The organism is Pseudoalteromonas gelatinilytica, assembly GCF_001641615.1.
Classification (GTDB): domain Bacteria; phylum Pseudomonadota; class Gammaproteobacteria; order Enterobacterales; family Alteromonadaceae; genus Pseudoalteromonas; species Pseudoalteromonas gelatinilytica.
The window spans coordinates 1-23,463 of record NZ_LRRU01000019.1 but is presented as its reverse complement, the minus strand read 5'-3'; the positions used below and the strand labels follow the sequence as shown (position 1 = coordinate 23,463).

General features: G+C 41.4%; 20 protein-coding genes. 6 read left to right on the top strand and 14 right to left on the bottom strand.

Translation table 11 applies throughout. The annotated features are described in order from the left end of the window. Nucleotides 1-29: 29 nt before the first annotated feature. From NH153_RS10585 to NH153_RS10535, 11 genes are all read right to left on the bottom strand, one after another. Nucleotides 30-989 (bottom strand): porin, encoded by a 960-nt coding sequence (locus tag NH153_RS10585; protein WP_063703566.1) that lies wholly within the window; start codon nt 987-989, stop codon nt 30-32. A 213-nt stretch (nt 990-1,202) separates the two neighbouring features. Then, on the bottom strand, nt 1,203-2,573 hold the full coding sequence (locus NH153_RS10580) for a sigma-54-dependent transcriptional regulator (RefSeq protein WP_063703563.1): 1,371 nt from the start codon (nt 2,571-2,573) through the stop codon (nt 1,203-1,205). Further along, on the bottom strand, nt 2,570-4,309 hold the full coding sequence (locus NH153_RS10575; protein WP_063703561.1) for a sensor histidine kinase: 1,740 nt from the start codon (nt 4,307-4,309) through the stop codon (nt 2,570-2,572). The genes NH153_RS10580 and NH153_RS10575 overlap by 4 nt, the downstream gene beginning before the upstream one ends. Before the next feature lie 23 nt (nt 4,310-4,332). Next, entirely contained in the window at nt 4,333-6,315 is a 1,983-nt protein-coding gene (locus NH153_RS10570; RefSeq protein WP_063704465.1) for a TonB-dependent receptor plug domain-containing protein, read from the bottom strand. Between the two features lie 193 nt (nt 6,316-6,508). After that, nucleotides 6,509-6,778 carry a CBU_0592 family membrane protein gene (locus NH153_RS10565; RefSeq protein ID WP_054552127.1) on the bottom strand — a complete coding sequence of 90 codons (270 nt, stop codon included), beginning with the start codon at nt 6,776-6,778 and terminating at the stop codon, nt 6,509-6,511. Nucleotides 6,779-6,925: 147 nt separating this feature from the next. Further along, the gene (locus tag NH153_RS10560; protein WP_063703555.1) at nt 6,926-7,177 is read right to left on the bottom strand and encodes a hypothetical protein; all 252 of its coding nucleotides are present in this window, start codon (nt 7,175-7,177) and stop codon (nt 6,926-6,928) included. Between the two features lie 39 nt (nt 7,178-7,216). Next, complete coding sequence (locus tag NH153_RS10555) at nt 7,217-7,621, bottom strand: DUF1761 domain-containing protein (protein ID WP_063703553.1); 405 nt, start codon at nt 7,619-7,621, stop codon at nt 7,217-7,219. Nucleotides 7,622-7,773: 152 nt separating this feature from the next. Further along, nucleotides 7,774-8,307, bottom strand: coding sequence for a response regulator transcription factor (locus tag NH153_RS10550; protein WP_063703551.1), 534 nt, complete (start codon nt 8,305-8,307; stop codon nt 7,774-7,776). Further along, nucleotides 8,304-9,515, bottom strand: a complete 1,212-nt coding sequence (locus NH153_RS10545) for a sensor histidine kinase (protein ID WP_063703549.1) — start codon at nt 9,513-9,515, stop codon at nt 8,304-8,306. The genes NH153_RS10550 and NH153_RS10545 overlap by 4 nt, the downstream gene beginning before the upstream one ends. A gap of 17 nt (nt 9,516-9,532) precedes the next feature. Then, a complete protein-coding gene (locus NH153_RS10540; RefSeq protein ID WP_063703547.1) occupies nt 9,533-9,937 on the bottom strand; it encodes a nuclear transport factor 2 family protein in 405 nt (134 codons plus the stop codon). Between the two features lie 8 nt (nt 9,938-9,945). After that, entirely contained in the window at nt 9,946-11,256 is a 1,311-nt protein-coding gene (locus tag NH153_RS10535; protein ID WP_063703545.1) for a metal-dependent hydrolase family protein, read from the bottom strand. Between the two features lie 151 nt (nt 11,257-11,407). On the opposite strand from NH153_RS10535, the gene NH153_RS10530 reads away from it, so the two are divergent. Together NH153_RS10530 and gloA2 are read left to right on the top strand one after the other, a co-directional pair. Further along, nucleotides 11,408-12,481, top strand: coding sequence for a ketoacyl-ACP synthase III (locus tag NH153_RS10530; protein WP_063703540.1), 1,074 nt, complete (start codon nt 11,408-11,410; stop codon nt 12,479-12,481). 70 nt (nt 12,482-12,551) lie between these two features. After that, the gene (gloA2, locus tag NH153_RS10525; protein WP_063703538.1) at nt 12,552-12,938 is read left to right on the top strand and encodes an SMU1112c/YaeR family gloxylase I-like metalloprotein; all 387 of its coding nucleotides are present in this window, start codon (nt 12,552-12,554) and stop codon (nt 12,936-12,938) included. A gap of 1 nt (nt 12,939) precedes the next feature. On the opposite strand, the gene NH153_RS10520 is transcribed toward gloA2, so the two are convergent. Both NH153_RS10520 and NH153_RS10515 read right to left on the bottom strand, forming a co-directional pair. Continuing rightward, complete coding sequence (locus tag NH153_RS10520) at nt 12,940-14,301, bottom strand: leucyl aminopeptidase family protein (RefSeq protein ID WP_063704463.1); 1,362 nt, start codon at nt 14,299-14,301, stop codon at nt 12,940-12,942. Nucleotides 14,302-14,389: 88 nt separating this feature from the next. After that, entirely contained in the window at nt 14,390-14,800 is a 411-nt protein-coding gene (locus NH153_RS10515; protein ID WP_063704461.1) for a hypothetical protein, read from the bottom strand. 106 nt (nt 14,801-14,906) lie between these two features. Here NH153_RS10515 and NH153_RS21620 point away from each other — a divergent pair, with 106 nt between their 5' ends. The 3 genes from NH153_RS21620 to NH153_RS10505 all read left to right on the top strand — a co-directional run bounded on the left by NH153_RS21620 (nt 14,907) and on the right by NH153_RS10505 (nt 19,572). Next, complete coding sequence (locus NH153_RS21620; RefSeq protein ID WP_082401749.1) at nt 14,907-15,059, top strand: oxidoreductase-like domain-containing protein; 153 nt, start codon at nt 14,907-14,909, stop codon at nt 15,057-15,059. A gap of 297 nt (nt 15,060-15,356) precedes the next feature. Further along, nucleotides 15,357-17,942, top strand: coding sequence for a TonB-dependent receptor plug domain-containing protein (locus NH153_RS10510; RefSeq protein ID WP_063703537.1), 2,586 nt, complete (start codon nt 15,357-15,359; stop codon nt 17,940-17,942). 145 nt (nt 17,943-18,087) lie between these two features. Next, a complete protein-coding gene (locus NH153_RS10505; protein WP_063703536.1) occupies nt 18,088-19,572 on the top strand; it encodes a tetratricopeptide repeat-containing sulfotransferase family protein in 1,485 nt (494 codons plus the stop codon). Here NH153_RS10505 and NH153_RS10500 read toward each other — a convergent pair. After that, the gene (locus NH153_RS10500; protein WP_062565546.1) at nt 19,505-20,407 is read right to left on the bottom strand and encodes an alpha/beta fold hydrolase; all 903 of its coding nucleotides are present in this window, start codon (nt 20,405-20,407) and stop codon (nt 19,505-19,507) included. The two genes, NH153_RS10505 and NH153_RS10500, sit on opposite strands and share 68 nt — an antisense overlap. Before the next feature lie 1,470 nt (nt 20,408-21,877). Between NH153_RS10500 and ltrA the strand changes: the two genes are divergently transcribed. Continuing rightward, entirely contained in the window at nt 21,878-23,350 is a 1,473-nt protein-coding gene (gene ltrA, locus NH153_RS10495; RefSeq protein ID WP_063700015.1) for a group II intron reverse transcriptase/maturase, read from the top strand. Nucleotides 23,351-23,463: the final 113 nt, after the last annotated feature.

Sequence of the window (23,463 nt, the reverse complement as noted above, 5' to 3'; positions counted from 1 at the left end):
GTTTGATTTACTAATGACATACCGACTCCTTAGAACTTGTATTTAAGGCCAAGTGCAACGCTGTTGTCTGATTCAAGTTCTAAATCTAAATCAGTATAGAATAAGTATGCTGTAGTTTGTTTATCGAAGTTATAGTCAACACCTGCTGTCCATTGTTTACCTTCTTCAGCATGGCGGATCTTTGAGTCGTCTTTAACGTATTGCAGTTTCGGTACCCATTTATCGATTGCGTAGCTTGCACTAATTGCATAACCATTGCCTTCTTTCGTACCGTCGGTAGATTCACTGCGTTGGAATAAACCTGCTAACTGTAGGTTTTCATGTTTCCATGCGGCAACCACACGGCTTGCTGTTAACTTATTTAGTGCATCAACATGGCTGATAGCGACATAGTAGTCTTTAGATTTTAATGCACGGTCACCATAAATAACCGTTGCAGCATAACCAGATTCATCATTGCTGCTATCATCTTTTGGTGCATAAGTTAGCGCAAGTGATGCGCCACCATACGTTTTTGAGCTGTAAGTAATGGTATCGCCGATACGGTCTTGACCAGGGATCAGCTGAGCGATATCAGCTTGGGTTTCGTTAAAGCCGTCAACTTTACCTTCAGAATATTTAAAACGGGTGTCGTTACGGCCTACAACGACTTCACCAAAATCGCCAGCAAGACCTAAGTAAGTATTACGAGCTGAAAATGGCTCATCAGTATCATCATGCTCAAAGCCTTTTACTTGTACTTCGTATTTGAATACTGCTTTAAGTGACTCAGTTAATTTGTGGCTACCTTTAATACCAATACGCGAGAAAGGGGCTTCGATTTGAGTGCCCTCTTCTGCATAACGCATAACGCCTGTATCTGTGTTTGCTATTTGAACTTCTGCTTTACCGTATACCGCGTAATCTGCTGCCATTGCTGAGCCTGCTGTGCTCGCTAACACTACTGCCGCTGCTACACGTGTTTTTGTATGAGTGAATATTGTTGTCATTATGCGCCCCTTATTAGGTTCAAATTGTTGTTCCTAACTAGTAAGGCAAGTTGGTTGCCAACTTAGATAATTTAATAAAAACCCTTAAATAACAGCAATTTAACTTTATTGACATTTTTTAGGCTGGCTTTTATGGGTGGATCTCCACACATTTTTAAACCTGTGCTGTCACCAGTTCCACCCATTGTGAAGCGTTTAATCTGAGAGGTTTGTTTAATCTTTGAACATTTCGCGATTAATACCGTATTTGCTCATCTTGTCGTAGAGGGTTTTACGGGCAATTTGTAATGTGACCATGGTGTCTTTTATGCTGCCGTTGTTTCGTTCTAACGCTTCTTCGATGAGTGACTGCTCATAAAAGCTAATCTTCTCGGCAAGACTTAAATCCTGAGCAAGTTCGTTTTCATTGTTTGTATCACTATAAGAAGCAAAAGCCAAATCAGAACCTAGCAATACCGCACGTTCAGCCTGATTTCTAAGCTCTCGCACATTTCCCGGCCAATCGTAAGCAAGGAGTCGCTGCTTTGCTTCACTACTCAGTGGTGCAGGTGGTTTATGAAAACGTGTCGCTGCTATCGAGCTAAAATGCTTAAACAGCAGCGGAATATCAGCTTTTCTATCGCGTAATGCCGGGATGCTCACTTTCACTAAGTTTAAGCGGTAATATAAATCAGCTCTGAACTCCCCTGCTTCAACTAAGCTCATTAAATCAACTTTGGTGGCAGCAACAATACGCACGTCTAAATCAATAGCATGGTTATCACCTACAGGCGTTACTTTTCGCTCTTCAAGTACCCTTAATAACTTTACTTGTAAACTTGCGGGCGTTGACTCTATTTCATCTAAAAAGACAGTGCCGCCTTTGGCAAATTCAAACTTACCTTGGCGAGATTGTGTTGCCCCAGTGTATGCGCCACTGGCTGCACCAAAGAGTTCGCTTTCGATAAGTTGCTCAGGGATTGCACCGCAGTTTATGGCAACAAAATTAGCCGCTGATCTATTACTTTGATCGTGCAAGTAACGAGCGACTAACTCCTTACCCGTGCCTGTTTCACCTTCTATAAGCACATCGGCGGGGGTATCGATTACCGCATTGAGTAAATGCATCATTTGTTGCATTTGCTCGGTTTCACCTAAAATTCGCACACCAGGTGCAGAGGTTTTCTCTACGGCAATTTTTAAGGCTCGGTTTTCCATCACTAAAGCACGTTTTTCTGAAGCGCGCGCGATACAGTCTAACAATTGCTCTGTCAGTGGTTTTTCAAATAAATCATATGCGCCAAGTTGCATGGCTTTAACGGCCACAGATACATCAGCAAAGCCGGTAAGAAAAATAACCGGCAGTTCGCTATCAAAGGCTTTAACTTGCTCTAAAAAAGCCAAACCGTCCATTTTGGGCATGTTTATATCACTTAATACAATCCCTTCAAAACGACGACTTAATTTTGAAAGTGCCGCTGTAGGCTCACTAAAACACTGAACTTGATAACCTTCAATCTCAAGGAGTTGCTTTAATGAATCGCGGATCACCGCTTCGTCATCAATAACGATTACCTGATTACAGGTCGCTGCAACTTCACTCATGAGGGTTCCTTATTTGTTTGTAAGGTTATTATAAATTGTGCGCCGCCTTCAGGGCGGTTGTGCGCAGATAATCGACCATTAAATGAGTCGATAATTTGCCGTGAAATAGATAAGCCCAAACCTAAACCATTGCTGGTTTTAGTACTGTAAAATGGCTCAAAGATGTTACCTAATGCGTGTTGATCAATACCTAGGCCTGTATCAAGAATTGATAGCTTAACGCGGTCATCGAATAGTTCGAGCTCGAAACTCAATTCACGCTTTTCAGATTCACTCATAGCTTGGCTGGCATTGGTGATCACGTTGACCAATACTTGTTCAAACTTAACGCTATCGACCCACACAGTAATGTTTGCGTCAATATCAGCAGCTTTTACCTCGATATCGTCTTGCTTTAACTGGGCGCTGGCGATCATTAACGCATTTTTTAACATGCTCGCTAAGCTTTGCTGCCTAAGTTGGGTTTGTGCGGGTTTACTAAAATGCTTAAGCTGAGCGACAATTTTGTGAACACGCTCTATTAGAGATTGCACCAGCACTAAATTTTCACTGGCTTGCTCAATATTGCCTTTAATAAGTAACCGTTTTGCACTCACTAAATATGTATTCATGGCACTTAGTGGCTGATTGATTTCATGATTAATGCCCGCACTTAATTGACCTATCGTTGCAAGTTTAGCTGTTTGGATCAGCGCTTTTTGGGCTTTTTCGAGCGCTTGAGTTCGCTCGATCACTTCTTGCTCAAGGCTGTGCCTTGAAAACAGAAGCTTTTTATAGCCCGCAAAACGCACCATAGCCATATGAATTAACACCACGGCAATGGCATAAAACACACTAAACCACAAAAGCCTTGGAATTTGTGCAAGTTCCACATTCGTTACATCCACCAGCACAGTGGCGTTAGCGTTAATAATCGCTATTTTTTCTGAAGCGCTGATATAGCGCGCTTGTTTGCCATCAAGTTGTATATTTTGCTGAGCGGTCTGTTCACTTAATGGCTTATTAGTATAAGCCAGTAAACTCGGTTTATGAGACAAGTAGCGCCGCGACTTAATCAAAGCGGCCATTTGTTCATCATTAAGTGATGTAAGTGCTTTTAAGCGCCAATCCTCAACGTCTGACATCACTATGACACTGTCTTCTAATGCGATATAAAAATGAGTGCTGTCTGATGCATTAAGTAGCTGACGGTCTTGTTCAAACTTTTTCGCATTCACTTTTAAAGTGACAACGGCAATAACGTTACCTTCATCGATAACCGGCTCTGAAAAGTATATACCTCGCTCACTTGAGCGCATGCCCAAAGCAAAATAAGCCACTTTTTCACCTTGCTTGGCTAAATAAAAATAAGGCCGAAAAGCAAAGTTGCTGCCTAAAAAGGTGTAATCAACCTGCCAGTTACTGCTTGCCACAACAGAGCCTGTTAAATCCATCAAATAGACATCAGATGCACCACTGGCACGTTGAATATCTTCTAAATAATAATTAACGGCTTGCTCGCCAATCCCTTGCTTTACAACAAAAGATTTAACTAAATCATTGGCGCTCACTAGGGTAGGAATGGTTTTAAATCGGGCTAATTCACTTGAGAAATAATGACTTAACTGAGTCGCTTGTACGCGACTTTGTTGCTCTGCTTGTTGATAATCGTGAGCGCGTCCAACGTAAAAAACTAACACAAGCAACAACAAAAGCATTGCACCTGCAATAACTAACTTTTTACTTAATGACGACATTCAAACCTTTGTGAGCAGCGCAACTAGAAATTGAATTGGTAGTGTAACGATAAATCTTCGCTTGTACCAGCGACTGCGCCATTGTCCATTCGAGGATCAAACACGTTATATTTTTTGCCGAATAGGTTTTCAGCTTTCAGCATAAGTTGGCTATTGGCGTTTAACTGCCATTTTACACTACCACCGACTAAGCTATAGGCCGACTGTTTGAAGTGAGCACCGGTAACTGAACTTACCTCAACTTTATCACGCCACAATAGGTTTAAACTCACTTGCCAACTGTCAGATAAGTTATAACTACTCACTAAGCTTGCAAAACGTTTAAAGCTCGCATTAATTGGATCTTCAAAGTATTGCGTATAAGTGCCCGTTACAGAGAACTCTTTACTTGATTGCCAAGTGCCATCAAGCTCGATACCACTGTTTTGGGTATTAAATGAATTTGCAAATGTAAACAAAGCGTTCGTAGATTGTGTTGGCTCAATGTTAATAAAATCATTGAGTTCATTATAAAAAAGCACAGCATTAGCTTGTAACTCTGAGGTTTGATAATGCCAAACAAGCTCAGTCGTTTTTACCGACTCAGAGCGAAGTGATGGGTTGCCTACGGTGACATCATCATTTGAAAAAAGCTCATTAGTAACCGGAGTTCTGAACGATTCGCCATATTGCACTTTCACAGTATGCTCTGGGTTTATTACATAAACAGCGGCAAGACGAGGCGAGAATTTACTGTCGATGTCTTTCACATCGTCATAGCGAGCCCCTACAAATAAAGTAAGTGCATCTGAATAAGGTATTTTTAACTGCCCGTAGGCGCTATATGTTTCGAAGGTATACTTAAGTGATGCAAATTCAGGAAAGTCCATCACAGTCACAATACCTTGCTGATAATAAGCGGGATCAATAATGACTAACATCGACTCATCATCATAGTAACTAGTACGCACCCCTGCTTCGACTTGTTTAGCCTCTGCGTATTCTATACCCGCTGCAAGCTGCCATTGATTTTCAATTTGATAACTCAGTTCAGTCTCAAATTTGCTATCGGTTGTTTGCCAAGCTGGGCCAAGTAAAAAGTCAGGTATATCGTCAAATGCAGCGATTAATCCAGCACTTGAGATATTATGTTTGGTGTACGAGTAACTAGAATCGAGTTTTAACTTATCGTTATTAACCCAGTTATATTTTATTCCAACAAAGGTGTTATCACTGGTGTGTTGGTTTTGTGTTGAATAGCCAGCAAGGTTTAAAAACTCATCAAGAGAGGTTTCGTTGTAACGTGCGCGTAGTTTCAGCTTTTTGTAATCAACACCCGCTTCTAAATAAAGCGCCTCAAGAGGATCTTTTACCCCTTGCGGATAGCTTTCGCCGTCTTTTTGATCATAAGAAATACTCGCAAAGAGTGATGTATCATCACTAAAAGAGGTATTAAACTGCCCTGTTGCCCCATAGCGACCATTGTTGCCAACCACAAGTTGCAGTGCGTTTCGTTCTTTAGAGGTAACAATATTCATCACCCCTAAAAACGCATTACTGCCATATAGCGCCGAGCCGGGGCCGCGAATAAACTCTATTTTTTCGATCACTTCAATAGGGATATAAGGCATGTAAACAGAGGCTTTACCAAATGATGATTCATTGACTCGCTCACCATTGATCATCACCAGTACATTACCGCTATCAAGATACACTCCCCGAGCATGATCTTTAGGCACGGCACCAACCCAATCACCACGGGTTGATTGCATACCTGGCACAAAATTCATTACTTCATAAGCGTTATCAACACCAAGTGCTTGAATTTGTTTACGGCTAAATACACTCATTGTCGAGGGAACAGAAGACAGGGTTTCGCTGGTTTTACTAGCAATATCGACTTGTACATCAAGCAAGTCTTCAAAACTTAAAGAGAATAAGTCTTGCTCGTCTGTTGCGTTTGCAACCAGTGGAATGGTTGAGGCAACTGCAATTGAAAAAAGTGCTGAACATCTTAAAAGCTTCACGCTGCGAGATACCTGTACTAAAAGCCCATGCTGCAAAAGCAACACCTTGTTTACACTATTAATACAAAAGATTGGCAAGCTTGCAATGTTTTTATAGTTTTAGTTGAAGAGTTCTCAGAAGTAGAGACAAAAAAACCCATTTTCAGCTGTAAATGGGTCTTTAAAAAGGTCTGTTTTAGTGAAGTAGGCTTAATTAAGCTGTTTCAACATTTCCAGTACGCTTTGCTTTGATATACTTATATAAACCAATAAGTGACGCCGCTATCCAGAATATTTCGATAACAAAACTAGCAAGGTTAAAGTTATAACAAAGGCTAATCAGTAACAGGATTGCACCTGTTAAGTTCATCATGTTATACACAAGGCCAGTTGGCGATGCTTTATTCAGTTGTAATAAAAAGAAAGCACCAACCACTAAGAATGTGCCTGTCATGCCAATAATATCAAATAAAAGTGCTATCACGTGCGTGAATCCATTTTGTTCATGTGTTTATACCCATACAACTGGCCCAATCCATGGGGAGGGTTGTTTTCATTCATTGAAACAGCAAACCGGTCAATAGTATCAGAGCATGAGGGATAAACGAGGATAAATGTCCGTATTTTAATCCTATTTATGCGTTACCTTACCACCGATGATTTTTAGAGCAGGTGCGCCGCGGATCATGGTTTCGCGGGCGAATTGACGTTGGCAGTCAGGGCATGTTCCGGTTTCATTGGTAAAGTCTTGGCTAATGCGTTCTACAAAACATTTAACCAACGCGCCCTTTCCACTTTTGCGGTATTTAAATAATTGGCTTTTACATTGAGAGCAAAAAATATCGACCGTTTTAGTCGGGCCTTTTTTGTTAGGTTTTGCCATGACAACTACATTGCTAAATTAAAACCTTACTTTACCATGTTAAGGCCAGAGCCCCAAAACTAAGCCGATAATAGAAAACTGTAATATTGAATAACTTGCATTAACTAAAAACAATTTTAATGGGCGTTGTTCAAAGATATAACCAATCCCTAAAGCACAGCTTACCCAACACAAGCCAATAATAAAGCCAGTGCCTACGGCCACTCCCACATTGACATTTGCACCAATAAATAGCGATAAACTAAAGGCAATTAAACAACATAAAACAAAGCTGCCACCAAACACCATAACCGGGTTGATGCTTTGCAGGTCAAGCTCAGTTAAACCACAGCTTTCCATCCAAATACGTTTAAAAAGCCAAGGAGAGTACCACACAGCGCCCAATAGGAAAGATGCAAGGGCAGCAAAAAAAATCGCGAAGAAATTAAGTTCAGAAAAATGCATACACCAGACTCATACAACTAACAGGGTTAATTTGACTTTAGTTAAGGATCAGCGATGCGGCAAATCAAAAAGGCTGAGATTTGTACCCATTTACACTTAAACCATACTTTTGCATTAAACCCTGCTTTATTTCAGTTTAATAAATAATCAATTTAGTGTTGTACGGGTTTTTTCTGTAATTTACGTTGTAGGGTTCTTCTGTGCATATTAAGTTGGCGCGCAGTTTCAGAGATATTACCATTGTTGCTATGCAATACATGTTGAATATGCTCCCACTCAAGGCGCTCTGGCGACATTATTTGGCTTGGCTCTGTGCTTTCCAACGAAACGCCTGATTCAACATCACCCACAATTGTTTTTAATAATGAATTAAAATCGACAGGCTTTGGTAAGTAGTCATCTGCACCTAGCCGTATGGCTTCTACGGCACTGGCAATACTGGCAAACCCCGTGAGTAATACGATACGCGCTGAAGGAAATTGTTCTCTTAAAGGTTTAATTAGCGCAAGGCCGTTATCATCCCCAAGTTTTAAATCCACTAGAAAGTGGCTTGCCTCAAAAGTGCTTATTTGTTGTAAAGCTTGCTCACTGTTATGAGCGAGCTCACATGTAAAGCCTTGTTTTGTAAAGCGCCTTGCCAGTGTGGTGGCAAGATTTTCATCGTCTTCAATAATTAAAAGTTTCATACAATTTTTAAACTAACCATCGCAATCGCGCCTTGCTGCGGGTGATTACTGAGTGTTAATGAGCCATTCAAACGCTCTAACGTGACATTCGAGAGCATCACAGCCATCCCCATTCCATCGCTACTTGGCATAAGCTGACCGCCTAATGATGCCATTTGTTGCTCGCTAAAGCCTTGACCGAAATCACGCAACGACAATGAAAGTGTTTGTTTATCGATTTGCCACTTAGCCTCAATGTTGTGTTGCTGATTGTGGTTGTTTGCCGCTACAGCGTTTTGCAGTAAGTTTAAAATAGCTGGCAACAGCATGGCATCACTTAAAATCGAGCATTCAGGGGCGTTATTTAGCCACTGTAAGCTTTGCTCTGGAAAATGCAGTGTCATCGCATCTTGAATGGTGTTTTGTAGTGTTTTAGCGCTAATTTCCTGTTTCGTTTCACCGGTTCTTAACGCATTTGAAAGTGATCTAAAGTGCTCAAGTTGCTCTTTACACTGGGCTAATGGTTTAGCCATTTCTTGCACAATGGGATCATTAGCTTGCTGCTCTTTAAGCTCTTCAAATAACAGCTGTAAGTTTGCTATTGGCGTTGCTAGCTGGTGCGTTACTTGCGCTGCTGCGCCATCAAGCGTTAATAACTGCTCATGCCTTAATTGTTGCTCGCGAGTGCGTGCAATGGTGGTTTCTCTCGCTCTTAACGCACTGTTTAATGTGCCAATTACAAAGGCAATAACAATGGCGCTGATAACAAAGTTAATCCACATACCAATAAAATGATGTGTCATCTGCATTTGGTGCATGGTGTGTTCAGGCATTTTTATCAGTAAAAAACTATAAGCGGCGATTGCCAGCACTGCCGTGTAGGCAAGCCCTTTTGCATTAACAGACACCGCCGCTATCATTATTGGTAACAGCAATAACGAAACAAACGCATTGGTTGCCCCGCCACTTAAGGAGAGCAAAATAGTTAAAAACAGTAAATCTGCTGTCAACTGCATCAACACAGCAGCAGGCTTGGCTTTCGTTACTTTTCGATAAGCAAATATACTTAACAGCTGAAAGATTGCTTCAACACAAATAACAGCAAGTAAAGGCAGTAAAGGAATTTGGTATTCAAATAAAAAATACACCGCTATCACAGCAACAAACTGCACAGCGATTGCGGCGCTTCTTAAAATTAGCAGGCGACTTATCGCCGGATCGGTTTGCATAACGGACTCTTTAAAGCTTAATCATCGTCCATAGAAATAGTAAAAACAGCACAAGGCGTTCCTTGATGAAACACCATTTGCCATTGTTTACCATTAAAACGCCACAGTGACATACGGACTGAGTAGTTAAACTCTGAGCGAGCAGAACGTCTAAAGGCCGCTTGATAGCTTAGCTGTGCAACATCGTCACTGAGCATACGACCTTTAAAATGTTGATTATAAAACTGCGGTACCACCTCAGTTGGTAGGCGGGTTAAAACTTGGAATTTATTAAATGACGTGCCATCAGCGGCTATTTCAATAAAATCATCATCAAGCAATGCATCAAGCGCTTCAGCAGATTGCCGTACCTCTGGCTCAAGAAGCTGTCGCTCTGCATCAATTAAATGATTAAATAACGTCTCTTTAATTTTACCGCCCATAGTAACCCTTACTGTTTGAGCACTTTACCGCCCTTCATAACAAACTGAACCTGACTAAGTTCATTAATGTTATCAAGCACATTCATATTTACGCTGATAATATCTGCTTGTTTACCAACACTCAAGTCACCGAGGTTATCACTTTGACCTAATAGTTTAGCAGCTTCAACGGTGGCTGATTTAATAGCTTGCTTTGGTGTCATGCCGTATTTAACTAATAACTCAAACTCTTTAGCATTATCACCATGCTTAGATACGCCTGAATCTGTACCAAAGGCTATTTTAACCTTGTTTTTTAACGCTAATTTAAACGATGCTTCCATTTTTGGCGCTACTACTTCGACCTTATCAGCAATTGCTTTTGGCATATTTGGGTTATTTAGCACTTCTTCTTTTACTGTCGCGCCAGCGAGTAAGGTTGGAACTAAATACGCGTCTTGCTTTTTGAAAAGCTTAACCGTGTCTTTATCTAAAAAAGAGCCATGTTCGATTGAATCAACACCTGCTCTAAGTGCTGCTTTTATGCCTTCTGTGCCATGAGCATGAGCGGTGACTTTGCGGCCTAAATGATGAGCAGTGTTAACAATGGCACTGAGTTCTTCATCAGTAAATTGCTGATTAACCCCTGCCGCTGTATTACTTAAAACACCACCTGTCGCGGTTATTTTAATCACATCGGCACCGCTTTTAATTACATCGCGCACTGCTCGAGTACAATCGGCTGCGCCATCACACACACCTAAGCCACCCCCTTCTGTCGCTTTGGTAATATCACGGCGATAGCCATGCATATCACCGTGACCACCGGTCGGTGTGATCATATCCCCTGCTGCAAAAATGCGCGGGCCAACAATGTCGCCACGTTCAACCGCTCGCTTTAATGGGAAGATAACTTGATAGCTGCTACCTAGGTCACGCACAGAGGTAAAACCTGCATCAACCGTACGTTGTAAGTACTTTAAAGAACGAAGTGCATAGTCAGCTTCGTATTCAGTTGTCCACTGATGTGGGTTACGTTTTGCATCACGCTCAAAAGTAACATGAACATGCATATCAATCAGACCCGGCAATACCATCTGATTTTTTAAATCAATAATATCTGCATCACTGAGGTTTAACTGCTGCTTTGTTAAATAGCCTGCTTTTATTGCAGCAATTTTACTATCTTCAATAACCAGTGTTTGTTGTTCTTTGACATCTTGTTCCGTGCCTACCAGCACCTTCCCAGCATATATAAGTGTAGTTTGTGCATTAACCGCAAACGCTGATAATAAAGACAGTACCGATAATGTGCTTATTTTTAGGTTTATTTTTTTCATAATCGCCTCTTTTTTATACTAGGTTTAACTTAAATACGCGGTAATTGCCATTATTTACGACATAGCAAAGCAATGAACTAGTGTTAACAAGTGAATTTTGATATAACTTCGGGAAAATTTAACAAGTCTGACCACATAAAGAGAACACATTATGTCTTATGCCCAAATTACTGGCTGGGGTAAATGTATACCACCAGCAAGCATCAGCAACGAAGAAATTAGCAATATTGTTGATACCAACGATGAATGGATCACCACACGTACAGGCATCAAATCTCGCCGTGTCAGCCATGTTTCTACTGCCGACTTAGCTACGGTTGCTGCAAAACATGCCCTTGCCTGCGCGGGCGTTGATGGCAAAGACATTGATCTTGTGATCCTTGCAACTTGTACTCCATCAACAATGGTGGCAAATACAGCGTCTCTAGTGCAAAAAAATATTGGTGCGGTAGGCGCAGCAGCAATGGATACTAACGCTGCATGTTCAGGCTTTTTATATGCATTACAAGCAGCCACAGCGCAAATTCGTGCGGGTATGATCAAAAAAGCAGTCGTTATTGCTGCTGAGCGCATGACTTGGTACATCAACTGGGCGCGCCGCGACAGTGCTGTATTATTTGGTGATGGTGCTGGTGCCGTTGTATTAGAAGCCTCAGATACGCCATCTGGTTTACTTGCAACTAAAACTGGCTGTGACAGTGAAGATCGCGATATCTTACACATCGAAAACTTTGGTAGTGATTTAAATAAATACGAGCCAATTGGCCCGTCTAACTTGTTATTCGAAGGTCGTGAAATCTTCAAGCGTGCTGTTAAAGGTATGAGTGAAGCCTGTGATGACGTGCTAAACCAAGCACAATTACAGCTTGATGATATTGACGTATTAGTTCCTCACCAAGCAAACTTACGTATTATCCAAGCTATTCAGCAACGCTTGAAAGTAGCTGACGAAAAAGTCATGGTGAACATTGCCGATTACGGTAATACATCTGCTGCGACAATTGCGATTGCAATTTGTGAAGCTGTTGAGCAAGGGCTTATCAAGCCAAACTCAAACATTATGTCAGCGGCATTTGGTGCAGGCTTAACGTGGGCGGCAAGTTACATTAAATGGGGCGAGCGCGTGACACCAATTGCGGTGTCTGATGCAGCTCTACCTGAGTGTGATAAAACAGGTCTTGAACTTGTTGCACCGGCTGTTGCGGCATGTAAAGCGGCAGAATAAAAAGCTGCATTCATTAATAGAAAAGCGCGGCTTAGTCCGCGTTTTTTTATGAGCATAAAAGGAATCGACCATGGAATTATTAGGCATCCATCACGCTGCAATCATCTGTAGTAATTACAACAAATCAAAGCATTTTTATAGTGAAGTATTAAAACTGCCGATTATTCACGAGCTATACCGCGCGGAACGTGACTCGTATAAATTAGATTTAGCACTTCCTGATGGTAGCCAATTAGAATTGTTTTCGTTTCCCGGAGCGCCACAAAGACCCAGCTATCCAGAGGCACAAGGGCTTCGACATTTAGCATTTAAAGTTGCCGACATTGCAAACGCTAAGGAATATTTAGAGCAGCAAGGTATTTCAGTTGAAGAAATAAGAGTGGATGAAATCACCGGGAAGCAATTTACGTTTTTTGCCGATCCCGATGATTTACCGTTAGAGCTTTACCAGCTCTAGATTATTGAAAGCGATCTTGTAGGTAGTTAAACACGGCGCGAATACCCAGTGCTTCACCCCCTGCTGGACGACCTGGTAATGAACGTAAGTTCCAAGCCATCACATCAAAGTGAACCCACGGCGTGTTTGGCTCGACAAACTCTTTTAAATAAAGCGCAGCAGTGATTGCACCACCGAATGGGCTTGATGCACAGTTGGCAATGTCAGCTACGTCGCTTTTTAATAATGCTTTGTATTGATCAAATAACGGTAATTGCCAAATTGGATCATGACAGCTTTCGCCGGCATCCATTAATTTGTTCGCAACATCTCGGTCATTTGCGAAAAAGCCAGGCAATTCAGTCCCTAAAGCGATACGACAAGCACCTGTTAGGGTTGCAAAGTCAACAATCAGCTCTGGGTTGTCGTTTTGCGCTTCAGCAAGTGCATCGCACAGTACTAAACGACCTTCAGCGTCCGTGTTATCAATTTCTACAGTGATCCCTTTGCGCGTTTTGATCACATCACCGGGTCTAAATGCATTACGAGAAACCGCATTTTCAACTGCAGGTACTAGTACTCGTAAACGAATTGGTAAGTTGGCAGCCATAATTAACTGTGCAAGGCCAATAACATGCGCAGCACCGCCCATGTCTTTTTTCATGTTGCGCATGCCTGAACTTGGTTTTAAATCTAAACCACCAGAATCAAAGCACACACCCTTACCTACTAGGGTGATCTGCGGAGCATCTTTTGCACCCCAACGTAAATCAAGTAAACGCGGTTTATTCTCAGATGCGCGACCAACCATGTGGATCGTTGGGTAGTTTTGCTCTAATAATTCATCACCAACCCACTCGCTAAACTCACCATCAAAGGTGTCTGCTAAATCTGCCATCACTTGAGAAAGATGTTGCGGCATCATATCTGCAGCAGGCGTATTAACTAGATCACGGACTAAATTAATCGCACTTGCATGCTGCGATAAACGCTTAACTAAGCTTTCATCTTTAATAGCTAGTGTGGCACGTGGCGATGGTTTTTCTTTATATTCACTAAACTCGTAACCACCTAACACAAAACCCAGCGCTACTTGTTCTACAAATTTGTCATCACCTTGAATTTGATAACAACCTGCTGGCAGTTTTGTCGATAAGTCACCCGCTAACCAAAAGTCCTGTAAATCATTAACTAAACAATACACATGCTCAAGTGAACCGGTTTCACTATCAGCAATTAAGGCCATGCCTTTGTTTTTGAAATCACAATTTGTTAGCCAATTTTGTAAGGCTTGCGGCTGCTCGGTTAACCACGTTGATAGGTCAGCTTTAGCAATAAATGACAGGGGAATTCCCGTAGAAGAATGGCGAATTAATGAACTCATTAAACGACTCGATATAAAGAAAAGGTATTTAAGCATACCAATATCTTGATACAAAAGGTATAGGCAAAATCAGATAAGCAAAACCTAATCAGTGTTTGTTTTGCTTCTCTTTTTCTTCTTTTTCTACTTGTTGATCAATCTCTTTAATCGACTTATTAATATTGAATGAGCTAGGTAGCACATCAACACCAACCCATTGACCCAGTTTTACAACCAAAGGAATTGTCACGGGTGCAAAGGGTAATACAGCAAAGACACCTAAACCGAGCCCTTTTAAAATATCTAAAAACTGCTCATTGGCTGTATGTAACTCTTCTTTAGTAGCTAAGCCTTGAGTGTATCGCCTATAGATATGAAGCATCTCTTTTGTTTCTTGCTTTTCTTGGGCAAGTGCGATTTTAAGTGCTACCATAGCGCGCTTGAAACGTAGGGTCTGACGCTTTTTGGTAATTTTAGCCACTCTGAATGGGGCTCGATGAATAACTTTGTATAATCGCATTTGGCTATTTTCACACAGCATGCGAAGTTCACAAAGCATAATTTACTTATATTAGTTTTTGTTTTATTCTTCATACTCTATTCGTAATTATTTTTCAGTATTAAAAATGAACACACCTATACAACAGGCTGAGCCAAAACCCCAAAAGCCGGCCCCAGATGAATGTTGTGGTGGTGGTAGTTGTTGCCCATGTGTGTGGGATGAATACCGAGAAAAATTAAAACAATGGCAATTAAACAACATTCCGCAACAAGCCTAATAGACCGTTCCAAATCCAATTCCGCTCAAAAACCAATCAAAAAATTCCTTTTTTAAAATATTTTTGGATATTTTATATACTTTCTTACACATAAAAGAAAAAACAAGAATAATTTATCCCCTGCAATTTCATACACATAATTAAATAAACAATAATAACTTGCAAATTAAAAAGCCAAAAACAACATCGTATTAACAATTTGCAAAATAAATTTACAGGCTGTATAAAAGATTTACACCAAGTTTTTTGATTAGCTTTGGTGACATAATCATAAATATTCTAACTGGGGAAGTCGGAATGAAATTCAAAAATAATGCGCTACAACAAGCAATTAAATTTGCTTTAGCGACAACAACAGCAGGCCTGTTTGTGTCGGGTTCAGTTGTTGCTGCAGAGCAAGCAGCAGAAGAAACTAAAGTTAATAAAAATGTAGAAAAAATTGCCGTGGTAGGTACTCGTTCAGCACCACGTTCAATCGGCGATTCACCAGTACCGATTGATATCATCGGTGGTGAAGAGCTAGATAAAGGCGGCAACACTGATATGCTTGAGCTTTTAAAAGGCTCAGTTCCTTCTTTTAACGTTCACCAAAACCCAATCAGTGATGCAGCGTCACTTGTTCGCCCTGCTAACTTACGTGGTCTTCCATCAGACAGCACATTAGTGCTTGTTAATGGTAAACGTCGTCACCGCGCATCAGTTATCGCCTTCTTAGGTGGTGGTATCAATGATGGTGCTCAAGGTGCTGATATCTCAGTTATTCCAAGTATTGCTTTAAAGCAAGTAGAAGTACTTCGTGACGGTGCTGCGGCACAATACGGTTCTGATGCAATCGCAGGTGTAATGAACTTTGTATTAAAAGACGCGTCTGAAGGCGGTTCATTTGAAATACGCCAAGGCGAATACTACGAAGGCGATGGCGATACAACGCAAATTTCAGGTAACGTAGGTTTACCATTTACTGACAGCGGTTTTGCTAACTTAAGCTTCCAATATAAAACAGCTGATGCAACTAGCCGCTCAGTGCAACGTCCTGATGCAGCAGCGCTTAACGCTGCAGGTGTGCCAGACGTTTCTTCTTTAGCACAAGTTTGGGGTGCGCCTGAAGTTGATGATGATATCTCAATCTTCGGTAACATCGGTTTAGACTTAAGCAACACATCGCAATTCTACATGTTTGGTAACTACTCTGAGCGTGATGTACGTGGTGGTTTCTACTATCGTAACCCACACACTCGCCCAGGTGTTTACTCAAATGATGGTGGCGAAACACTGCTTGTTGGTGATTTAACTGGCGATATGAGCGGGAACTGTCCTACCGATATCATGATTGATGATAACGTTTTAGATAACCAAAGATACATCGATCTAGTTGCTAACAACCCAGACTGTTTTGCATTTAACGAAATGCTTCCAGGCGGTTTTACACCTAACTTCGGTGGTAACATCACTGATACTGCTTTAACAATTGGTACTAAAGGTGAAATCACATCTGGTTTCCTTGAAGGTGCTTACTATGATTTAAGTGGTACAGTTGGATATAACGAATCACGTTATTTCATCTATGACACAATCAATGCGTCATTAGGTCCAGATAGCCCACGTGATTTCAGCCCAGGTAAATACTCACAGTTAGAGAAAAACTTTAACGCTGATTTATCAAAAGGGTTTGATTTTGGTTTAGCTTACGATGTAAACGTTGCCGGTGGTCTAGAATGGCACGAAGAAACATTCACAGTTGTTTCTGGTGACGAAGCGTCTTTCACTGCGGGTCCACTAACTGAACAAGGTTTTGGTATCGGTTCGAATGGTTTCCCTGGTTTTAAACCATCTGATGCGGGTGAATACACACGTCGTAACTACGCAGCGTACGTTGATGTTGAAGCTCCATTCACAGAAGACTTCCTAATGGGCTTAGCACTACGTTATGAAGATTATGATTCATTTGGTTCAACAACAAACTACAAGTTAACGGCTCAATACCACTTAACTGAAGACCTAAACGTGCGTGGTTCAATCAGTACTGGTTTCCGTGCACCAACCGTTGGTCAAGCAAACGTAAGTAACGTTCAAACAAACTTAAGCAGCGGTGTACTTGTTGACTCAGCACTTTTACCACCAACAAACCCAATTGCCGTGCAATTAGGTGGTACAGAGCTTGAACCCGAAGAATCACAAAGCTATACATTTGGTGCAGTTTGGACAATTGGTGACTTATTCTTCACTGTTGACTATTACAACATCCAAGTAGATGACCGTATCAGTCAATCAGATAAAATTGAGTTAAGCCAAGCTGATAAAGACACACTTGAAGCAGCGGGTGTACCAAACGTACAAAACTTAGCGCAAGTAAGCTTCTTCACGAATGACTTTGATACAACAACGCAAGGTATTGATGCAGTTGCTAACTATTCAACTGACCTACTAGGCGGTAGTTCAACATTCAGCTTAGCGTACAACTGGAACGACACTGAAGTAACTAAGTCAACAGACATTACTGGTGAGTTTAAAGTAAGCCGTTTAGAAAATGACTTACCAAATCACCGTGCAACGCTTAGCTGGGCACAACAGTGGGAAAACTTCTCTGCATTTACACGTGTTAACTACTATGGCGAATACCAAGGCGTTCACGTAGATTATGATGCAACAGCGAAAACAGCTGATGCAGCAGTAACGATTGATGCAGAAGTAACTTACTTCCTAACTGAAGAGCTTAGCTTCTCTGTAGGTGCTACAAACTTATTCGACCAAGAAGCAGAGAAACTTGATTTCTATGACAGTACTGGCATCCCTAACAACAACTGGGGTGGTAAATACTACGAAACGTCGCCGTACGGTATCAACGGTGGCTTCTATTACGTGAAAGCTACGTATACTTTCTAAATAGAACCGCTTTCTAGGTTGAGCAATCAGCCTAGAAAGTCGATACCCCGGATTTATTCTGGATATTTATAGTTATTCAAGGCGAAAGACATTTCGCCTTTTTCGTTTTATAGTAAATAAAAATAACAAATAACCCGCCATTCCTATGCTGTTAGAAAAAGCGAACCAACTACTGAATGAAAACAAGCTTAAAGAGGCCGAGTTTCATTTTAAAACCATTCTCGATTCAGATCCTGAAAATGGCGAAGCGTTATTTGGATTAGGCCGCATTGCCCTGCGTTTAGAGCGTTATGATGCAGCGGTTTACCTTCTACAAAGAGCCTGTGAACGACTACCTCACATGCTTGAACCACTCCATGCCCTTGCCGATGCTTTTAATGGCGTGCATTCGCCACAAGATGCCTTAACCGTACTCGAATATGCAAAGTCAATTGCCAGCCATAACCCTGAGCCACATTACTATCTTGCTCAGCATTATTTAACCTATGGTGAGCTAGACAAAGCCTACAATATTTTAAAACATGCCCTTGGTATGGGAAATTACCCTGTAAAAGCATACATTTTATTTGAGTTAGTGCAGTTTGGACGTTTTAACAACGAACAAAATTACATAAATGAGCTACACCAGTTTTTAACTTTAACCAATAATCTGCGCTTAAAAATGGTGTGTTATTATGCACTGGGTAAAAGCTATGATCAGTTAAATGATACAGAACAAGCTTTTAACTACTTCAGCCTTGCTAATAAGCTACAAACAAAACTCACGCAGTTTAAAACCCGTGACTTAGTGCCTTTTTATCAGCGCATCATAGAGCAAAATACAGCTGAGCTAATTGATGCCAGAGACAAAACATTCACAGGCACAATTACCCCCATTTTTATAATTGGCATGCCAAGAAGTGGCTCAACGCTGGTAGAGCAAATGCTGGCAAGCCACAATGACTTTGCCAGCCTTGGCGAAGATGCCAGTATCAGTAATCAGGTTGTTGCATACCTTGAACAACAAACGCAACTCCCCTACCCAGATTGCTTAGCAGAGCTAAACCAAGGGCTAATTAACAATGCCCGCACTATTTATATTGAACGAATAAAACAAGCGCCAGTTGTACGCCCCTTTATGATCAATAAGCTACCAGCTAACTATCAGTCACTTGGATTGATTTACTTACTCTTTCCTAACGCCAAGTTTATTAATATGCAGCGCGAGTATAATGCAATGGCTTGGTCAGTTTTTAGCAACTATTTTGCTGAAAACGAACCTTATTTTTGTTCACTCCCAGAGTTTAAACAGTACTTTGATTTGTATCAGCAGTTAATGGAACATTGGCAAAACGTGATGCCAGAGGCGGTTTTTGATTTAAGCTATGAAGCACTTATCAGTGACAGCGAACAAACACTAACAGCCCTGTGTAAGTTCTTAGACATTGAGTACAGCACACAATTTTTAGATTTTTATAAGTCAAAAAAACCGGTGGCAACGCTCAGCAAAACGGCTGTGAGACAGCCGTTAAGTGATAAAGCATTAGAGAAATACAAACGCTACGAGAGCGCAATGCACACGCTTATGCGTGAGTCTCAAACCAGTTCAACAAGTCAACAAACTGATCAAAACGCGCCTGTGGGTGAGTAAGCATATTAATGTGATCATAATCGACCTTATGGCCAAACTTACGGCCATAAATGGTCATCGTTTGCTTGCCGATGCCAGACTCTTCCATAAACTTTTCAATATCAATCGGCTGGCATAGGGCTTTATCTTTAATACCCGCCACATGCATAATGGGCGGCAGCGCCTTATCAGCTAATGCGTTGGCGTAATCAAAGCCATCGTCAGTATCGACCCAAGGTTTACGCTTAGCCCACTGCATACTTTGATAATGCGATTTACGGGTTTCATCATCACTGCCCCACTTCAGCTTTTTAGCCGGAACAAAGCCATGCTTACGGGCAACTAAGGGTGCCAAGCCATACCAAATTAAATTACCTTGAATATACTTGCTTGGATGATGGTTATACAAAGACCGTTTAGAACCAAAATAGCCGCAGGCTTTAACATCATCAATCAACTCAGGAAAACGGGCAAACACACTGTTCATTAACACCCCGCCCCATGAGTGCGCCACCCAATAACGAGCAGGCTCGCCTTCAAGCTGCTTAATTTTATCTAAAAATGCAGGGATATCTTCTAAAATAGCCTCGGTTTGACCATACTTTGCATGCTTTGAAATCGCAGGTTTACTCTCACCACGACCACGTAAATCTGCCACATAGCAAACATAGCCATGCTCAGCTAAAAATGGTGCTAAACCTTTATTGCTGTGGGTGTAAAAGATTTTGCCATTTTCAACGGCACCATGCATAAAAAACACCGCAGGGCCTTTCGCATCAGTCTTACTGATACGGCGTAAATGTAAGGTTTGGCTTTCGGCGAGTTTAATAAACACCGATTCTTGTTTAATCGTCACGTTTGACCTTTTTATTCTTATAGACTCATCGTACCAGTGTTAAGTTACGCCAGTCTATTCAGCAAAGCAAGTTTTGCCTGGCGATTGCCACTCAAAATGAGAATCTCAGGCACGATGAGATTTTGATTAAATAGTAACACCAATGCAGAGCCATTATTCATTGAAGTTAGAAGTTAGAAGTTAGAAGTTCGAGATACATAAGCCTTTGGCTAATTGTTTGATGATTTCTATTGTATCGGTGCTGATGTCTTTATAGATAAAGGGACAAAATTTTATGTAGGGAACACAGAAACGAAACGTAAGGCATGCCTAAACAAACATTTTCCGCGGGCTTCAGTTATAAGTTCTAGCAATCATGATGCACAATAAAGTAGGCATAATGTGATTTATTGCTTACTTTATTAGACATAATTTAGGTTTATTAATATCTTTAAGCTATGAAAGTTTGGTATTTCTTTACTAACCAGCAACGATTATTTCTGACGAAAAACTTTCTCTTGTAGGCTTTAGGGCCTTTATCAATATTATGGAACAATGGAGCATTGGAGCATTGGAGCATTGGAGCATTGAACCGAAAAATCAAAATGTATTTTAGGCCTAGATATTCTAAACATACTGAACGAGAAAGCTTCTGGATTTAAAATACACCTACCGAAGCCTTCTTTAATTCGAACTTCTCATCTCATCCGAATATACAAATCATTACGAATTATTTTCCGTTCAGAACATCAAGCTAATATCCTTTGGACTATGGTACCAAGAATGTAGAGATGCGACTTGTGCACACAAAGGTGTTGATAAAGGTCGATCCGTAACAAAATGCTCAAGAGGGAACCTCAATGTTTAGCTACCTCTGAAGAATAGATCCTTAGAACATTTACGTTAACTCGTTTTGGGGTGTGCGACGTGAAGTCGTATGAAGCGCTGTTCACCGCTTAATGAGTGAACCATCTGTATCACCAGATGATCCTAGGAGCCTGAATAAAGTAGCGGCTCTGACAATGTAACGAAGGTTGGTATGCGCCAATCGGGATCTTAATCGTGAGAGGACGATCCTCCTGATAACCACAAATCGGGTGAGTGCTAGGCAGTCAGTATGATGAACATAAGTGAATCCGCGTAAGGTGCGTTATATGATGAAACAGCGGAAGTGGTTAATACGCTGTAGCCAAAAGGCGCGAGAGTCGGAAAGAGATTGCCCCATGCTCTTTCGTGGTCACTGTACTCTCCGCACTATAGCGGGCATCTAACCTGACATTGCGCAACATACGGAACACGGTAAGCCTGTATCACTCCCTTTGGGAAAGCTTATATAGCCGATAGTGGTGCAGGTAGAGGATGTTGGAGAAAGCAAAGGCTGGATTGTAATGATGCAGATACAGACGTCTGTCTGGCACGAAAGTGAGCTGACTTCCGACTGGTCTTCCTTTGCAAGAGAATTTGAAGAACTTTATTCAAGGAGAAACGCAAATGATGATTTCAAAAGAGATTAGTGCCTCTCCTGACAGTGCTCAATGGCAATCCATAAATTGGAAAACTGTTGAGTCACACGTTTTAAAGCTTCAGATGCGTATTGCAAAAGCAACAAGAGAAAGTAAACACGGCAAAGCGAAAGCGTTGCAGTGGATACTGACTCACTCGCATTCGGCAAAACTTCTTGCTGTTAAGCGAGTATCACAAAACAAAGGCAGTAAAACGCCCGGAATAGACGGCGTCATCTGGAATACGGATACGCGCCGCATGAAAGCAGTCAATCAATTGAGCAGAAAAGCTTATCAAGCCAAACCGCTCAAGCGTATCTACATCCCTAAGAAAAACGGCAAGCTCAGACCTTTAGGTATCCCGTGCATGGTCGATAGAGCGCTACAAGCGCTTCACCTTCTCGCACTAGAGCCTGTGTCAGAAACACTTGCTGACCCAAATAGTTACGGCTTTCGGCGCAACAGAAGTACTGCTGATGCTATTGCTCAGTGTTTTCTCTGTTTGAGTAAAAAGCAATCCGCACAATGGGTTCTTGAGGGAGATATTAAAGCCTGTTTCGACAAGATTGGGCATCAATGGCTTATGAATAATATAGCTGTAGATAAACGAATATTGGAACAATGGTTAAAGTCTGGTTTTATGGACAAAGGGCTGTTCTATCGCACTGACGAGGGAACACCACAAGGCGGGATCATATCTCCAACCTTGATGCTGATGACTCTTGCAGGTCTTGAGCAACGCATAAAGTCCACCGCACTTAAAAATGGGGCGAGAGCCAACTTTATAGGATACGCTGATGATTTCGTCGTCACTTGCACTTCAAAGGACGTGCTGGAGAACGATATCAAACCGTTGATTGCTGACTTCTTAGCACACAGAGGCTTAACGCTCTCCGAAGAGAAAACGCACATTACTCACATTAGCCGTGGTTTTGACTTCCTAGGCTTTAACCATAGGAAGTACAAAGGAAAACTGCTCATTAAACCGAGCAAATCTAACACGTTAATATTTCTGAGTAACTTGCGCGAACTCATCAAAAAGCACGCAACCACCCCCGTTAATGATCTAATCAAGTTGATAAATCCGAAACTCAGGGGATGGTCGAACTACTATCGTCACTGCGTTGCTAAACAAATATTCGGATATGTGAGTCACAAACTATTTCTAGCGTTATGGCATTGGGCTAAAAGGCGTCATCCAACAAAATCAAAAACTTGGATCGCCATGAAGTACTTTATCAACCGTCGAGGCCAATGGCAATTTCACGGTTGGCTGAAGAGCATGAACATGGATTGTCAGTTTAATCTATTTCAAATAGCTAAGGTGCCAATAGAGAGACATGTGAAAATCAGGAGTGAAGCTACGCCTTTTGATCCTTTATACCAAGAATACTTGGCAAAGAGAAAAGCAAAGAGGCAATGCCGCAACTCTTGGAATGAACCTAATCTCGCTGCTTTATAAGTTGCTGGGTACCAATTAGGTGCCTTCGTGAAGGCTTGAGCCGTATGCAGTGAAAGTTGCACGTACGGTTCTTAGGAGGGCGACACTTGGTAACAGGTGTCGTCTATCCGACA

Coding starts and splice junctions, on each gene's coding strand:
- NH153_RS10585 (WP_063703566.1), bottom strand. CDS start 989: ATGACAACAATATTCACTCATACAAAAACACGTGTAGCAGCGGCAGTA.
- NH153_RS10580 (WP_063703563.1), bottom strand. CDS start 2,573: ATGAGTGAAGTTGCAGCGACCTGTAATCAGGTAATCGTTATTGATGAC.
- NH153_RS10575 (WP_063703561.1), bottom strand. CDS start 4,309: ATGTCGTCATTAAGTAAAAAGTTAGTTATTGCAGGTGCAATGCTTTTG.
- NH153_RS10560 (WP_063703555.1), bottom strand. CDS start 7,177: ATGGCAAAACCTAACAAAAAAGGCCCGACTAAAACGGTCGATATTTTT.
- NH153_RS10555 (WP_063703553.1), bottom strand. CDS start 7,621: ATGCATTTTTCTGAACTTAATTTCTTCGCGATTTTTTTTGCTGCCCTT.
- NH153_RS10550 (WP_063703551.1), bottom strand. CDS start 8,307: ATGAAACTTTTAATTATTGAAGACGATGAAAATCTTGCCACCACACTG.
- NH153_RS10545 (WP_063703549.1), bottom strand. CDS start 9,515: ATGCAAACCGATCCGGCGATAAGTCGCCTGCTAATTTTAAGAAGCGCC.
- NH153_RS10540 (WP_063703547.1), bottom strand. CDS start 9,937: ATGGGCGGTAAAATTAAAGAGACGTTATTTAATCATTTAATTGATGCA.
- NH153_RS10535 (WP_063703545.1), bottom strand. CDS start 11,256: ATGAAAAAAATAAACCTAAAAATAAGCACATTATCGGTACTGTCTTTA.
- NH153_RS10530 (WP_063703540.1), top strand. CDS start 11,408: ATGTCTTATGCCCAAATTACTGGCTGGGGTAAATGTATACCACCAGCA.
- gloA2 (WP_063703538.1), top strand. CDS start 12,552: ATGGAATTATTAGGCATCCATCACGCTGCAATCATCTGTAGTAATTAC.
- NH153_RS10520 (WP_063704463.1), bottom strand. CDS start 14,301: ATGAGTTCATTAATTCGCCATTCTTCTACGGGAATTCCCCTGTCATTT.
- NH153_RS10515 (WP_063704461.1), bottom strand. CDS start 14,800: ATGCGATTATACAAAGTTATTCATCGAGCCCCATTCAGAGTGGCTAAA.
- NH153_RS21620 (WP_082401749.1), top strand. CDS start 14,907: ATGAACACACCTATACAACAGGCTGAGCCAAAACCCCAAAAGCCGGCC.
- NH153_RS10510 (WP_063703537.1), top strand. CDS start 15,357: ATGAAATTCAAAAATAATGCGCTACAACAAGCAATTAAATTTGCTTTA.
- NH153_RS10505 (WP_063703536.1), top strand. CDS start 18,088: ATGCTGTTAGAAAAAGCGAACCAACTACTGAATGAAAACAAGCTTAAA.
- ltrA (WP_063700015.1), top strand. CDS start 21,878: ATGATGATTTCAAAAGAGATTAGTGCCTCTCCTGACAGTGCTCAATGG.